Here is a 13925-nt window from a genome sequence, read left to right on the forward strand (position 1 = left end):
CCTTCGGGTTCGGGGCGGGGCCTCCCGGGCGGATGTGAGCGGACGGGCGCGCGGCCGCGGGGGCTCGACCGGTCCGATGCTACCGCCCCCGGGCCCGTTTCGTGACCCTCCCGTGATGCAGGCCGCAGGGGCGGCCCCTACACTGACTGATCATGTCGAGATTGTTCGGAACCGATGGCGTCCGTGGCCTGGCCAACGAGACCCTCACCGTGGAGTTGTCCGTCCAGCTGGCCCAGGCCGCCTCGCCCGTCCTCGGCGCGGAGGCCTTCGACGCCGGCCGACGCCCGGTCGCCGTCGTGGCCCGGGACCCGCGCATCAGCGGCGAGTTCATCGCGGCCGCCGTGCAGGCGGGTCTGGCGTCCTCGGGCGTGGACGTGTGGGACGCCGGCGTGCTGCCGACTCCCGCCGCCGCCTATCTCGTGGGGGACCTGGACGCCGACTTCGGCGTGATGATCTCCGCCTCCCACAACCCGGCCCCGGACAACGGCATCAAGTTCCTCGCGCGCGGCGGCGAGAAGCTGACCGACGCGCAGGAGGACGAGATCATCCGTCACCTCGAGGGCGTGACGCCGCGGCGGCCCCAGGGCGCGGACGTGGGCCGCGTGCGCGTCTTCGCGGACGCCGAGGACCGCTACGTCCTCCACCTCCTGCAGACCCTCCCGCACCGGCTGGACGGGCTCAAGGTCGTCCTGGACTGCGCACACGGCGCGGCCGCCGGCTGCTCGCCCGAGGCGTTCCGCGCCGCCGGCGCGGAGGTCGTGGTGATCGGCGCGTCCCCGGACGGACTCAACATCAACGACGGCTACGGCTCCACCCACCTCGAGAAGCTCCAGGCGGCCGTGCGCGAGCACGGCGCGGACCTCGGCATCGCGCACGACGGCGACGCCGACCGGTGCCTCGCCGTGGACGAGCGCGGCGAGGTCGTCGACGGCGACCAGATCATGGGCGTCATGGCCGTGGCACTCAAGGACCGCGGCGTCCTGCGCGACGACACCCTGGTCGTGACCGTCATGTCCAACCTGGGCCTGAAGCTGGCCATGGGCCGGGAGGGCGTCCAGCTCGTCGAGACCCAGGTGGGCGACCGCTACGTCCTGGCCGGCATGAAGCTCGGCGACTACTCGCTCGGCGGCGAGCAGTCCGGCCACGTGATCTTCTCGGACCACGCCACCACCGGTGACGGTGTCCTCACCGGCCTGCAGCTCGCCTCGCGCGTCGCCGAGACCGGCACCCCGCTCTCCGAGCTGGCCGCGGTGATGGACCGGCTGCCCCAGGTCCTCGTGAACGTGCGCGGCGTGGACAAGTCCCGCGCCGCCGAGGACGAGGCCGTCCAGGCGGCGGTGGCCGAGGCGGAGGCCCGCCTCGGCGAGACCGGCCGCGTGCTGCTGCGCCCGTCGGGCACGGAACCGGTCGTGCGCGTCATGGTCGAGGCCCCGGACGAGGAGACCGCCGGCCGGGAGGCCCAGGTGCTGGCCGACGTCGTGCAGCGCGAGCTGCGCCTGCACGACTGACCGGACCGATGACGTCGGACGCGGCCCCCCGGCCCCGCCGCTGGACCCTGTTCGCGGGGCTGCTCGCGGGGCTGGCGGTCCTGTGGTCGGCCGCGTTCCTCGCCGTGGACGCGCCCGTGTGCGCGCGGCAGAGCGCCCCCGTGGAGTGGTTGCCGTGCCTGGATCCGGACCGGCAGGACTCGGAGGTCGCCCCGGACGCCGGGTCCAGCGCGGACCGGACGACGTCGCGTCCCTGAGGGCACGGCCCCCGCGCCGCCGCGGGCATGAAGGAAGGGCCCGGGGCGACTCGCGTGAGTCGTCCCGGGCCCTTCGGCGTCGGACAGGGGGAGATCAGAGGGCGGTGGTCCCGGAGGTGGGGCCGCCGCGGCGCTCGGCGAGCAGGTCGCGGATCTCGGTGAGCACGGCGACGTCGGCGGCCACCTCCTCCTCGGCGGGGTCGATGCCGAGGCGGCGGTTGCGGGCCTCGATCATCTTGTTCATCGGCATCACGATGGCGAAGTACACGGCCGCGGCGATGAGCAGGAAGTTGACGATGGCGGTGAGCAGCACGCCGAACTTCACGTCGTTGCCGTTGACCGTCAGCACGGCGAACGAGTCGAAGTTCGGCGAGCCCACGGCGGCGGCGATGAGCGGCATGAGGACCGCCTCGACGAGCGCGTTCACGATCTTGCCGAAGGCGGCGCCGATGATGACGGCGACGGCAAGGTCGAGGACGTTGCCCTTCATGATGAAGTCTTTGAATCCCTGGAGCATGGGGAGAATCCTACGTGTCACGAAGGCGGCGCGGTACAGGGTCGTGCGTCTCAGTCCGCGTAGTCCGGCGCCGGCGGCAGACCCCACGCGGTCTCGAGGACGCCGCCGGCCGCCTCGACCCGGGCCGCCTCCGCGGACCCGACGTAGCGCAGGTGCCACGGCTCGTGATCGAAGCCCGTCACGTCCTCGGCCCCGGCGGGATAGCGGATGACGAACCCGTACTCGGCGGCGTGCGCGGCCACCCAACGGCCCGCGGCGGTGTCGCCGAAGCACGCTTCCAGGTCACACGCGGGGGTCGCGGCGTCGCCCACGTCCCAGGCCAGGCCGGTCTGGTGCTCGGAGTACCCCGGACGCGCGGAGACGCGGTCGGCCTCGGCGCGGCCCAGCTCGTCGACCCAGTGGCCGTACGTCCGGACCTGGTAGTCGTACGAGCGGTAGGCGCTCAGGGTGGTGAGGCGGTGGCCCGCCGCCGCGGCGGCATCCAGCAGGTCAGCGGCCGCCGTCGCGGCCTCCGCCCGCAGGGGCAGCTCGCTGCCGGGCACGGCCACCAGATCCGAGGGCGCCCAGTCGGGCGGGGCCACGGGGCGGGTCTTGTTCACGACGACGTCGAGGGTGGCCGGGTCGGCGTGCGTGCCCGACGACGGCGCCGTGCTCGAGGCGGCGCGGGACGACGCGGCCGCGCTCGCGGAGCCGGACGTCGGCGTCGTCGGCGTCGAGGACGGGCCCGCGGCGGGCGTGCCGCAACCGGCCGCGAGCAGCGCGAGCGCGGCCAGCGCGGCGAGAGGGAGGGTGCGACGCATGGGTCAGACCTTCCTCAGCAGCACGCGGGTCACCTCGTGGTGCGCGTTCTTCGTGAGCACCAGCCGGGCGCGCCCGCGGGTCGGGCGCACGTTCTGCTCGAGGTTCGGGCCGTTGATGGAGTCCCAGATGGACTCGGCCGTCGCCTGAGCCTCGGCGTCCGACAGGGAGGAGTACCGGTGGAAGTAGCTGCGCGGGTCGGCGAAGGCCCCCGAGCGCAGACCCATGAACCGGTCGATGTACCAGGACCGGATCCAGGACGCGCGCGCGTCCACGTACACCGAGAAGTCGAAGAAGTCGGAGACGGAGAGCCCGGCGGTGCCGTCGGCCCGGGTGCGCGGCGGGGCCAGCACGTTGAGTCCCTCCACGATCAGCACGTCGGGACGGTGCACCACCTGTTCCTCGCCCGGCACGATGTCGTAGGTGATGTGCGAGTACACGGGCGCGCGCACCTCCTGCGCCCCGGACTTGACGTCCGCCATGAAGCGCAGCAGCGCGCGGCGGTCGTAGGACTCGGGGAAGCCCTTGCGGGACATGATGCCGCGCTCGTGCAGCACCGCGTTGGGGTGCAGGAAGCCGTCCGTGGTGACCAGCTCGACGCGCGGTGTGGTCGGCCAGCGGCGCAGCATCTCCTGGAGCACGCGCGCCGTCGTCGACTTGCCGACGGCGACCGACCCGGCCACCCCGATCACGTACGGGGTGCGCCCCGTCCGCTCGCCGAGGAACGCGTTGGTCGCGCTGCGCAGGGCCGCGGAGGCCTCCACGTTGATGCTCAGCAGGCGCGAGAGCGGAAGGTAGACCTCGGCAACCTCGCGCAGGGACAGATGCTCGCCGAGGCCGCGCAGACGCTCCACGTCCGCCTGGTCGAAGGGCTGCGCCATCTCCGAGGCGAGACGGGCCCAGGTCTGGCGGTCCAGCTCCACGAAGGGGGAGCGCTGGTGGCCGTCGGGCACGGCGTCCGCGGGCTCCTCGGGGCCCACGAGGGGCAGCTCGGAGGTCGGGGGGGTGTAGGTCACCCGATCCATTATGGCCGCGGCCCGCCCGGAGCGGGCCCCCGCGTGACGTCACAGGGCCCGGATAGGATCGGCCCATGCGCGTTCTCGTGACCGGCGGTGCCGGATACCTCGGATCCCACACCGTGCTCACGCTGCTCGAGGCGGGCCACGACGTCCTCGTCCTGGACAGCCTGGTCACGGCGACGACGACGTCGCTGGAGCGCGTCGCCGAGCTCGCCGGAACGCGTCTGGGCGGGTCGCGGCTGCGCCTGCACGTGGCCGACATCCGCCGCCCCGAGGACTACCGCGGGGCGCTCGCGGACTTCGGCCCGGCCGCACTCGTGCACTTCGCCGGGCTGAAGTCGCCCACCGAGTCGATGACCCGCCCCGCCGCCTACTACGACGTGAACGTGGGCGGCACGGCCGCCGTCGCCGAGGCCGCGCTCGCGGCCGGCGTCCGCACGGTCCTGTTCTCCTCCTCCGCGACCGTGTACGGCGACCGCGCGCCGGTGCCGGTCGCCGAGGACGCGGCCACGGACCCGGTCTCGCCCTACGGGCACTCCAAGCTCATGGCGGAGCAGGTGCTGCGCGACGTCTGCGCCACGGTCGACGGCGGCGGGCTGGCGATGCTGCGCTACTTCAACCCGGTCGGCGCGCATCCCTCCGGGCGGCTGGGCGAGGACCCGAGCGGGGTGCCGGCGAACCTCATGCCCTTCGTGGCGCGGGTGGCCTCCGGCGCGTACCCCGAGCTGCGGGTGTTCGGCGCGGACTTCGACACGCGCGACGGCAGCGCCGTGCGCGACTTCATCCACGTGATGGACCTCGCGGAGGCGCACGTGGCCGGGCTCGAATGGCTCGCGGCCCGGGTGGCGACCGGGGGCGGTACGACGACCCGGGTCTGGAACATCGGCCGGGGCGAGGGCGTCACCGTGTTCGAGATGGTGCGCGCCTTCGAGGCGGTCACGGGCGGCCGCATCCCCTACCGCGTGGTCGAGCGCCGGCCCGGGGACATCGCCGAGTCGTGCGCGGCCGTGGACGCGATCGGCGCCGAGGTGGGCTGGCACGCCCGGCGCGATGTGACCGCGATGGTGCGGGACCTCTGGGCCTGGCAGGAGGCCAATCCCGCGGGGTTCTCGTCCCGGGCGGAGTGAGCCGGCCCGCCGTGCGCGGAAGACGGGTCCGGCCCGGTATTCTCGTGCGCATGTGCGGAATCGTCGGATACATCGGCCAGCCCCAGTCGGATCGTGAGCACGGCGCTCTCGACGTCCTGATGGAGGGCCTGCGTCGTCTCGAATACCGCGGATACGACTCCGCCGGTGTGGCCGTGGTGGACGGCGGTCAGCTGTACCACCGGAAGAAGGCGGGCAAGCTCGCCAACCTCGCCGAGGAGCTCGCCGAGCACCCCATCCCCACCGGCCTCGTCGGCATCGGCCACACCCGGTGGGCCACCCACGGCGGCCCCACCGACCGCAACGCCCACCCGCATGTGGCGGACGAGGGCCGGCTGGCGCTCATCCACAACGGCATCATCGAGAACTACGCCGAGCTGCGCGAGGAGCTGCTCGCGAAGGGGGTCGAGTTCCTCTCCGAGACGGACACCGAGGTGGCCGCCCACCTCCTCGCCGACGTCTACCGGCACGCGGCCGGCCAGGACCTGACCCGCGCCATGCAGCTGGCCTCCCAGCGCCTCGAGGGTGCCTTCACCCTGCTGGCCGTGCACGTGGACCACCCGGACCGCGTGGTGGCCTCGCGCCGCAACTCGCCGCTCGTCGTCGGCCTGGGCGAGGGGGAGAACTTCCTCGGCTCGGACGTCTCCGGCTTCATCGACTTCACCCGCGAGGCCATCGAGCTCGAGCAGGACCAGGTCGTGACGATCACGGCCGACGCCGTCGAGATCTCGGACTTCCGGGGCGGCCCCGCCGACGGCAAGCGCTTCACCGTGGACTGGGACGCCTCGGCCGCGGAGAAGGGCGGCTTCGAGACCTTCATGGAGAAGGAGATCCACGACCAGCCCCAGGCCGTGCAGGACACCCTGCTGGGCCGCACGGACGCCGCCGGCGCCCTGATGCTGGACGAGCTGCGGATCGACCCCGAGGAGCTCAAGGCCGTCGACAAGATCATCGTCCTGGCGTGCGGCACGTCCGCCTATGCGGGCACGGTGGCCAAGTACGCCATCGAGCACTGGTGCCGGATCCCCGTGGAGGTGGAGCTCTCCCACGAGTTCCGCTACCGCGACCCGATCATCGACCCGCACACCCTCGTGGTGTCCATCTCCCAGTCCGGCGAGACCATGGACACCCTCATGGCGGTCCGCTACGCCAAGGAGCAGGGCGCCCGCACCGTGTCCATCTGCAACACCAACGGCTCCACGATCCCGCGCGAGTCGGACGCCGTGCTCTACACGCACGCCGGCCCCGAGATCGCCGTCGCCTCCACCAAGGCGTTCCTGGCGCAGATCACCGCCGCCTACCTGCTGGGCCTGTACCTGGCCCAGCTGAACAAGAAGCTGTTCAGCGGCCAGATCAAGGACATCCTGGCGGACCTCGGGGCGATCCCCGGCAAGATCGAGGAGATCCTCGCCGCCAAGGACCAGGTCAAGGAGCTCGCCCGCTCCATGGCCGACGCCACCTCCGTCCTGTTCCTCGGCCGCAACGTCGGCTACCCGGTGGCCATGGAGGGCGCGCTCAAGCTCAAGGAGCTCGCCTACATCCACGCCGAGGGCTTCGCCGCGGGCGAGCTCAAGCACGGCCCGATCGCCCTGATCGACGACGGCCAGCCGGTCTTCGTGGTCATGCCCTCGCCCCTGGACCGTCACTCGCTGCACGCCAAGGTGGTCTCGAACATCCAGGAGGTCCGCGCCCGCGGCGCCCGCACCTTCGCCGTCGCCGAGCGCGGCGACGCGGCCGTGCGCGGCCAGGCCGAGGTCGTCTTCGAGGTCCCCGAGACCCAGCCGATGCTCATGCCGCTGCTGACCACGGTCCCGCTGCAGATCTTCGCCCTCGAGCTCGCCACGGCGAAGGGCTACGACGTGGACCAGCCGCGCAACCTCGCCAAGTCCGTCACGGTGGAGTGATCCGCCGCTGAGGCCACCGAGACCTCTCCTGCCGGGCCCGGCCGCCACACAGCGGCCGGGCCCGCGACGCGTCCGGGACGGTGTCCTCCCGCCCCAGTAGACTCCCCGAGGAGGCCCGCCGCACCCGGCGGGCCGCACGACGAGACCCCGGAGAGTCATGCACACAGTGGAGATCGGCCAGCCGTACCCCCTCGGGGCCACCGTGGACGAAACCGGCACCAACTTCGCCCTCGCGGTCTCCCGCGAGGTGGAGGCGGTCGAGCTGTGCCTCGTCGCCGACGACGGCACGGAGACGCGCATCCCTCTCGAGGAGCGGCACGGCACCACGTGGCACGCCCACGTGGCGGGCATCGGCCACGGGCAGCGCTACGGCTACCGCGTGCACGGCCCCTGGGACCCCGCCCGCGGCCTGTGGCACAACCCGGCCAAGATCCTCGTGGACCCGTACGCGCGGGCGTTCACCGGCGACTACGAGTGGGGCCAGCAGCACCACTCGTACGACTTCGACGAGCCGGACCGCATCGACACCTCGGACAACCTGGGCACGAGCATGCTCGGCGTCGTCGTCGCCGAGGACTTCGACTGGGGCGATGACGCCCCACCCGCCGTCGAGCTCACGGACACGGTGATCTACGAGACCCACGTCAAGGGCATGACCAAGCTGCACCCCGCCGTCCCGGAGGAGCTGCGCGGCACCTACGCGGGCATGGCCCACCCGGAGGTGGTCCGCCACCTGACCGAGCTCGGGGTGACCGCCGTCGAGCTGATGCCCGTGCACCAGTTCGTCAACGACGCCACCCTGCAGGAGAAGGGGCTGAGCAACTACTGGGGCTACAACACGCTCGGCTTCTTCGCCCCGCACGCCGCCTACGCCTCCTCCTCGGAGGTGGGCGGCCAGGTCCGCGAGTTCAAGCAGATGGTGAAGGACCTGCATGCCGCCGGTCTCGAGGTGATCCTCGACGTGGTCTACAACCACACGGCCGAGGGCAACGACAAGGGCCCCATGCTCAGCCTGCGCGGGCTGGACAACGCCGGCTACTACCACCTCGTCGAGGGTGACGAGCGGCACTACATGGACTACACGGGCACCGGGAACTCGGTGGACCTCTCCAGCCCCAAGGCCCTCCAGCTGGTCATGGACTCCCTGCGCTACTGGGTCACCGAGATGCACGTGGACGGCTTCCGGTTCGACCTGGCCACCACCCTCACCCGGGTGGAGGGGGAGCAGGGCCCGGACATGTTCTCCGGGTTCTTCGACGTGGTCCGCCAGGACCCGGTGCTGCGCACCGTCAAGCTCATCGCCGAGCCGTGGGACGTGGGCTGGGGCGGCTACCAGGTGGGCAACTTCCCCGGCCTCTGGTCCGAGTGGAACGGCATGTACCGGGACGCGGTACGCGACTTCTGGCGCGGCGAGCCCGGCACCCTCGGCGAGTTCGCCACCCGCCTGACCGGCTCGGCCGACCTGTATGAGGGGGACGGGCGCGGCCCCGGTGCGTCCGTGAACTTCGTCACGGCCCACGACGGCTTCACGCTGCGCGACCTCGTCTCCTACAACGAGAAGCACAACGAGGCCAACGGCGAGGACAACAACGACGGCGAGGCGCACAACCGCTCGTGGAACTGCGGCGTGGAGGGGGAGACCGACGACCCCGAGGTCGTGACGCTCCGCGCCCGCCAGCGCCGCAACTTCCTGGCCACCCTGCTGATCAGCCAGGGCGTGCCCATGATCAGCCACGGCGACGAGCTGGGCCGCACCCAGGGCGGCAACAACAACGTCTACTGCCAGGACAACGAGATCTCGTGGATCGACTGGTCCGCCATGGACGACTCGCTCGTGGCGTTCACCCGCGACCTGATCGCGCTGCGCCGTGACCACGCGGTGTTCCGCCGTCGCCACCACTTCGACGGTCGCCCCGCGGCCCGCGACGTCGAGGCGCCCCTGCCGGACATCGTGTGGCTCGAGCCGGACGCGACCGCCAAGACGGAGGACGACTGGGGCGCCGAGGCCCGGTCGATCGGCTTCTACCTCAACGGGCACATGCTCACCCGCGGGGACGAGGAAGGGGAGGAGCCCTACCGGGACTTCTACGTCCTCATGAACGCGTGGTGGGAGCCCGTGCCGTACACCCTGCCCGGGCCCACGTTCCCGGCGGAGTGGGAGGTCGTCGTGGACACCTCGTCCCACGTCGCCCCGGACGGCACCCGCCCCCGCGTGCGTGCCGGGGACGTGCTTGAGCTCCCGGCCCGCTCCACCGTCGTGCTGCGGCAGGTGCCCGAGGGCGCATGAACGAGCGGGTCGACCGGGGGCGCGTCCGCCGTAGCCTGCCGCGGTGGGCGCGGGCCCTCTGCGCCACCGTGGCCACCCTGGCGGCGCTGGCACTGGCCTTCGGCGCGGGGTGGGCCACGCACGCCGTGACGGACCCGCACCCGGACGACGCACCGCGTGTGGACGCCCTCCTCGTCCTCTACAGCCAGCCCCGCGTCTACGACGCCGCGATCGAGCTCGCCGCGTCCGGCCTCACCGACCGGCTCTTCGTCTCCGCGTACCTGGGGCCGGACGGGCACGAGAAGCTGTGCGGCGGCCCGGAGGAGCGCGACCCGCGGCTGGCCGGCGTCACCGTCGAGTGCTTCGCGCCCGATCCGGTGACCACCCAGGGCGAGGTCATCCACGCGGGCGAACGCATGCGCGAGCTCGGCCTGCACCACCTGGGCGTGCTCACCTTCCACCAGCACGTGGAGCGCGCGCGGCTGCTGGCGGAGCGGTGCTTCACCCCCGAGGAGGGCCGTGTGTCCCTGTACGCGTTCGACGCCGGCTTCGACCGGCTCGGCCGCCTGCAGCACGGCGTCTACGGCGTGCTGGCCTACGGGAAGGCGATGCTCACGCCGGGCTGCGACCAGCAGCTGCCCGGCGTGCTGCAGTGGCCGCTCGACCTGGCCAAGCGACTGCGCGGGCAGCCCGTCGGGGACGAGGCCGGCGCCGTCGTCGTGGGCGCCCGGCGGGCGGGGGCGGTGTGATCGTCGGCGTGGGGGTGGACGTGGTGGACGTCCCGCGGTTCCGGGCGCAGCTCGAGCGCACCCCGGCGCTGCGCGCACGCCTGTTCACCGAGGATGAGCGGGACCTGCCGCTGCGCTCGCTGGCCGCGCGCTTCGCCGCCAAGGAGGCGATCGCCAAGGCCATGGGCGCCCCGCCCGGGATGATGTGGCACCACTGCTGGATCCCGCGCCCGGACCACGGCGACGGCCGCCCCACCGTGCACCTGACCGGCACCGTGCAGGCCCAGGCCGAGGCCCTGGGCATCACCCACTGGCACCTCTCCCTCAGCCATGACGGGGACGTCGCCACCGCCTACGTGGTCGCCGAACGCCGCGCGGCCGAGGAGGAGTCCGCATGACCGCCGATGACCTGACCCGCATCGCCGTGACCGGCTCGGCCGTGCGCACGGCCGAGGAGCCCCTGCTCGCGGCCGGCCGCGGCCCGGAGCTGATGCGCGCCGCCGCCTGGGCCCTGGCCGGGCACGCCGCCGCCCTGCTGCGCGAACGTGGCCCGGTGGCCGGGACGACCGTGGCCGCCCTCGTCGGCCCCGGCAACAACGGCGGGGACGCGCTGTTCGCGCTCGCGTTCCTGCGGCGCCGCGGCGTGGCCGCGGTCGCCGTGCCCGTCCGCCGGGACGACGACGGCGCCCCGCGCTGGCACGCCGAGGGCTGGGCCGCGCTGCGGGCGGTCGGGGGGCGCTGCGCCGATGCGGTGCCCTTCGAGGCGGCGCTCGTGGTGGACGGCGTGCTCGGCACGGGCTTCAGCGGAGAGTATGCGCTGCCCGCCGCGGCGCGCGCGTTGCCGGCGGATGCGCTCGTGCTGGCGTGCGACGTGCCCTCCGGCGTCGACGCGGACACCGGCGAGGTGCGGGGGGAGGCCCTCCGCGCGGCCGCGACCGTGACGTTCGGCGCCCTCAAGTCCGGCCTCGTCCTCGGGGAGGGGGCAGGCCGCGCGGGCACCGTGCACGTGGCGGACATCGGGCTGGGACCGCACCTGCCGACGTCGCCGGCCGCGCGGCTGGGCGTGATGGACGAGGCCGCCGCACGGACCGCCCACCCGGCCCCCGCGGCCGAGGCCCACAAGTACACGCGCGGCGTGGTGGCCGTCGTCGCCGGATCGGAGCGCTACCCGGGGGCCGCCGTGCTCGCGAGCGCGGGCGCGCTGCACACGGGCGCGGGCATGGTGCACCACGCCGGGCCGCAGACCACCCGGGACCTGGTGCTCGCCGCCCACCCCGAGGCGCTGGTCTCGGCGGAGGGGCCCGAGCCGTCGCGCGCGGACGCCTGGGTGGCCGGCCCCGGCCTGGACACCGAGCACGACGCGCGGCGGCGCTGGGCCGGCGTCCTCGCCGCGCTCGAGGAGCGGCCGGAGGCGGCCCTGGTCGCCGACGCCTCGGCCCTGGACCTGGTCACCGCCGCCGAGCTGCGGTCGCTGCGCGCGGCCGGCACGCCCGTGGTCCTGACGCCGCACGCCGGGGAGTGGTCCCGCCTGCGCGAGCGCGTCCCCGCGGACGGTGCCGACGCCGCCGACCCGCTCGCCGCGCTGCGGGCGTGGACGTCCGAACACGGCGCCACGGTCCTGTTCAAGGGCCCGCGCACCCTCGTGGTCGCCCCGGACGGCGAGGCGTGGGTCGTGACCGGCGGCGGGCCCGACCTCGCGATGGGCGGCACCGGCGACGTGCTCTCCGGGGCGATCGGTGCCGTCCTGGCCGCGGACGTGGCGCGGCGCTCGCGGGCGCGCCGGGCCGGGGAGGATCCCGGCCCGGCGCCCACGGCCCGGCTCGCGGCCGCCGCCGCCTGGCTGCACGCCCGGGCCGGGGCCGACCAGGCCCGCGCCGGGCGGATCACCACGGCCACGCTGCCGACCGCGCTGGGCGCGCGCGTCGCGCACCTGTGGTGGCCGGACGACGCCGAGCCGGAGGCCGTCCGATGAGCCGCGCCGACGTCAACCCGGCGGACACCGAGCGCGCCGCACGCATCGACCTGGCGGCCGTCCGGCACAACGTGGGCGTGCTGCGGGAGCGGATCCGGCGCCCCGACGGCAGCCGGCCGCTGCTGACCGCCGTCGTCAAGGCCGACGCCTACGGCCACGGCGCGGTGGCCGTCGCCCGCGCCGCCGCGGCCGCCGGCGCGGACCGGCTCGGGGTGGCCCACGTGCGCGAGGCCCTGGCCCTGCGCGCGGCGGGGGTGCCCCTGCCCGTGCTCGCGTGGCTGCACACCGGGGCCACGGACTTCGCCGCCGCGGTGGAGGCGGAGGTGACCCTCGGCGTCTCGGGCTGGGACCTCGACGCCGTCGCCGACGCCGTCCGCGGGCTGCGGGCCCGTGGCGGGGCCGGACCCGAGGCCCGCGCGGTCCTGCATCTGAAGGCGGACACCGGCCTGGGCCGCCACGGCTGCACGCCCGAGCGGTGGCCCGCGCTCGTCGCGCGCGCCGCCGAGCTCGAGGCCGCGGGCCTCGTGCGGGTGGAGGGCGTGTTCTCCCACCTCGGCGTGGCGGACGAGCCGGACCGGGCCGCCGAGACCACGGCGCAGCTGCTGCGGTTCGAACGGATGGCCGCCGAGGCCGCCGAGACGCTCGGCCACCCGCTGCTGCGCCACCTGGCCAACACGCCCGCCGCCCTCGCCCGGCCGGACACGCACCTGGACATGGTGCGCGTCGGCCTGGGCCTGTACGGGCTCTCCCCGTTCGCGGACGTCACCGCGGCCGAGTTCGGACTGCGCCCGGCCATGTCCTTCGTCACCGTCCTGGCCAACGTCAAGGCCGTCCCCGCCGGGCAGGGCGTGTCCTACGGGTTCCGCCACGTTACGGCGGAGCCCACCACCCTCGGGCTCGTGCCCCTCGGCTACGCCGACGGCGTCCCGCGCGTCGTCGAGGGCACGCGCGTCCACGTCGGCGGCCGGACCGTCCCCGTGGTGGGCCGCATCGCGATGGACCAGTTCGTGGTGGACCTCGGCCCGGACGCCGCGGACGCGCCCGGCGACGCCGTCGAGCTGTTCGGACCGGCCTCCGGCATTCCGGTGGAGGAGTGGGCCGCGGCCGCCGGGACGATCAACTACGAGCTGGTGACCCGCATCGGAGGCCGCGTGGACCGGCAGCACGTGGACCCCACGCCGACCCAGGAGGCCCGCCCATGAGCGACCACGCGATCCCCGCCCCCGGCGCGACCCTGCCCGAGCCCGTGCTGACGGCGACGGTCCCGCTCGAGGGCGCCGACGGCACCCGGGCGTTCGGCCGCGCCCTCGCCGGGGTGCTCCGCGCCGGCGACGTGCTGATCCTCACGGGCGACCTCGGCGCGGGCAAGACGACCTTCACCCAGGGGCTGGCCAGCGGATTCGGCGTGGCCTCCGGCGTGGTCTCGCCGACGTTCGTCCTCTCCCGCGTCCACCCCGCCCCGGCCGACGCCCCGGCGGGCACCCCGGACCTCGTGCACGTGGACGCGTACCGGCTGCGCTCGGCGGGGGAGCTCACGGACCTCGACCTCGACGCGAGCGTGGACCGCTCCGTGACCGTCGTCGAGTGGGGCCGGGGCATGGCCGAGTCCCTCGCCGGGTTCCCCGAGGACCCGGACGCCTCGTGGCTGGACATCGAGATCGTCCGGGCCCGCGGGGGTGAGGACGCCCCCGCGGCCCCGGCGGGGGAGGGCGAGGACGGCATCGTCACCGACTTCTCCGACGAGGACGGGGGCCAGGCCGAGGAGCTGCGTTCGGCCGTCGTGACCGGCCGCGGCCCGCGCTGGGTCGGCGTCGTGCTTCCGTAGACTGGCG

13 protein-coding genes are annotated in these 13925 nt (G+C 74.3%); 10 read left to right on the forward strand and 3 right to left on the reverse strand.

The genetic code is table 11. The annotated features are described in order from the left end of the window. Positions 1–152: 152 nt before the first annotated feature. Together glmM and QL983_RS00625 are read left to right on the forward strand one after the other, a co-directional pair. The gene (gene glmM, locus QL983_RS00620) at positions 153–1508 is read left to right on the forward strand and encodes a phosphoglucosamine mutase (protein WP_029248315.1); all 1356 of its coding nucleotides are present in this window, start codon (positions 153–155) and stop codon (positions 1506–1508) included. A gap of 8 nt (positions 1509–1516) precedes the next feature. Further along, entirely contained in the window at positions 1517–1744 is a 228-nt protein-coding gene (locus QL983_RS00625) for a hypothetical protein (protein ID WP_010080407.1), read from the forward strand. Between the two features lie 94 nt (positions 1745–1838). Here the strand turns inward: QL983_RS00625 and mscL are convergent, their stop codons facing one another. The 3 genes from mscL to coaA are packed head-to-tail and all read right to left on the reverse strand — an operon-like array spanning position 1839 to position 4039. Beyond that, entirely contained in the window at positions 1839–2261 is a 423-nt protein-coding gene (gene mscL, locus QL983_RS00630) for a large conductance mechanosensitive channel protein MscL (RefSeq protein ID WP_036315841.1), read from the reverse strand. Between the two features lie 50 nt (positions 2262–2311). Continuing rightward, the gene (locus QL983_RS00635; RefSeq protein WP_036315844.1) at positions 2312–3061 is read right to left on the reverse strand and encodes a M15 family metallopeptidase; all 750 of its coding nucleotides are present in this window, start codon (positions 3059–3061) and stop codon (positions 2312–2314) included. Positions 3062–3064: 3 nt separating this feature from the next. Next, positions 3065–4039, reverse strand: a complete 975-nt coding sequence (coaA, locus tag QL983_RS00640; RefSeq protein WP_235187741.1) for a type I pantothenate kinase — start codon at positions 4037–4039, stop codon at positions 3065–3067. Between the two features lie 110 nt (positions 4040–4149). On the opposite strand from coaA, the gene galE reads away from it, so the two are divergent. From galE to tsaE, 8 genes are all read left to right on the forward strand, one after another. Next, positions 4150–5205 carry a UDP-glucose 4-epimerase GalE gene (gene galE / locus QL983_RS00645; RefSeq protein WP_036315848.1) on the forward strand — a complete coding sequence of 352 codons (1056 nt, stop codon included), beginning with the start codon at positions 4150–4152 and terminating at the stop codon, positions 5203–5205. A gap of 50 nt (positions 5206–5255) precedes the next feature. Beyond that, positions 5256–7127 (forward strand): glutamine--fructose-6-phosphate transaminase (isomerizing), encoded by a 1872-nt coding sequence (glmS, locus tag QL983_RS00650; protein WP_036315850.1) that lies wholly within the window; start codon positions 5256–5258, stop codon positions 7125–7127. A gap of 157 nt (positions 7128–7284) precedes the next feature. Next, entirely contained in the window at positions 7285–9414 is a 2130-nt protein-coding gene (gene glgX, locus QL983_RS00655) for a glycogen debranching protein GlgX (RefSeq protein ID WP_036315853.1), read from the forward strand. A gap of 68 nt (positions 9415–9482) precedes the next feature. Beyond that, positions 9483–10142, forward strand: coding sequence for a hypothetical protein (locus QL983_RS00660; protein WP_290151029.1), 660 nt, complete (start codon positions 9483–9485; stop codon positions 10140–10142). Further along, entirely contained in the window at positions 10139–10519 is a 381-nt protein-coding gene (locus QL983_RS00665; RefSeq protein ID WP_010080417.1) for a holo-ACP synthase, read from the forward strand. The genes QL983_RS00660 and QL983_RS00665 overlap by 4 nt, the downstream gene beginning before the upstream one ends. Beyond that, positions 10516–12093, forward strand: a complete 1578-nt coding sequence (locus tag QL983_RS00670; protein WP_290151033.1) for an NAD(P)H-hydrate dehydratase — start codon at positions 10516–10518, stop codon at positions 12091–12093. Before QL983_RS00665 ends, QL983_RS00670 begins: the two co-directional genes overlap by 4 nt. Next, positions 12090–13295: an alanine racemase gene (alr, locus tag QL983_RS00675; RefSeq protein ID WP_290151035.1), complete on the forward strand. Its 1206-nt coding sequence runs from the start codon at positions 12090–12092 to the stop codon at positions 13293–13295. Before QL983_RS00670 ends, alr begins: the two co-directional genes overlap by 4 nt. Continuing rightward, the gene (gene tsaE / locus QL983_RS00680) at positions 13292–13918 is read left to right on the forward strand and encodes a tRNA (adenosine(37)-N6)-threonylcarbamoyltransferase complex ATPase subunit type 1 TsaE (RefSeq protein WP_122054536.1); all 627 of its coding nucleotides are present in this window, start codon (positions 13292–13294) and stop codon (positions 13916–13918) included. The genes alr and tsaE overlap by 4 nt, the downstream gene beginning before the upstream one ends. Positions 13919–13925: the final 7 nt, after the last annotated feature.

Origin of the sequence: Micrococcus sp. APC 4021, from assembly GCF_030407635.1 — a bacterium.
Taxonomy (GTDB): Bacteria; Actinomycetota; Actinomycetes; order Actinomycetales; family Micrococcaceae; genus Micrococcus; species Micrococcus luteus.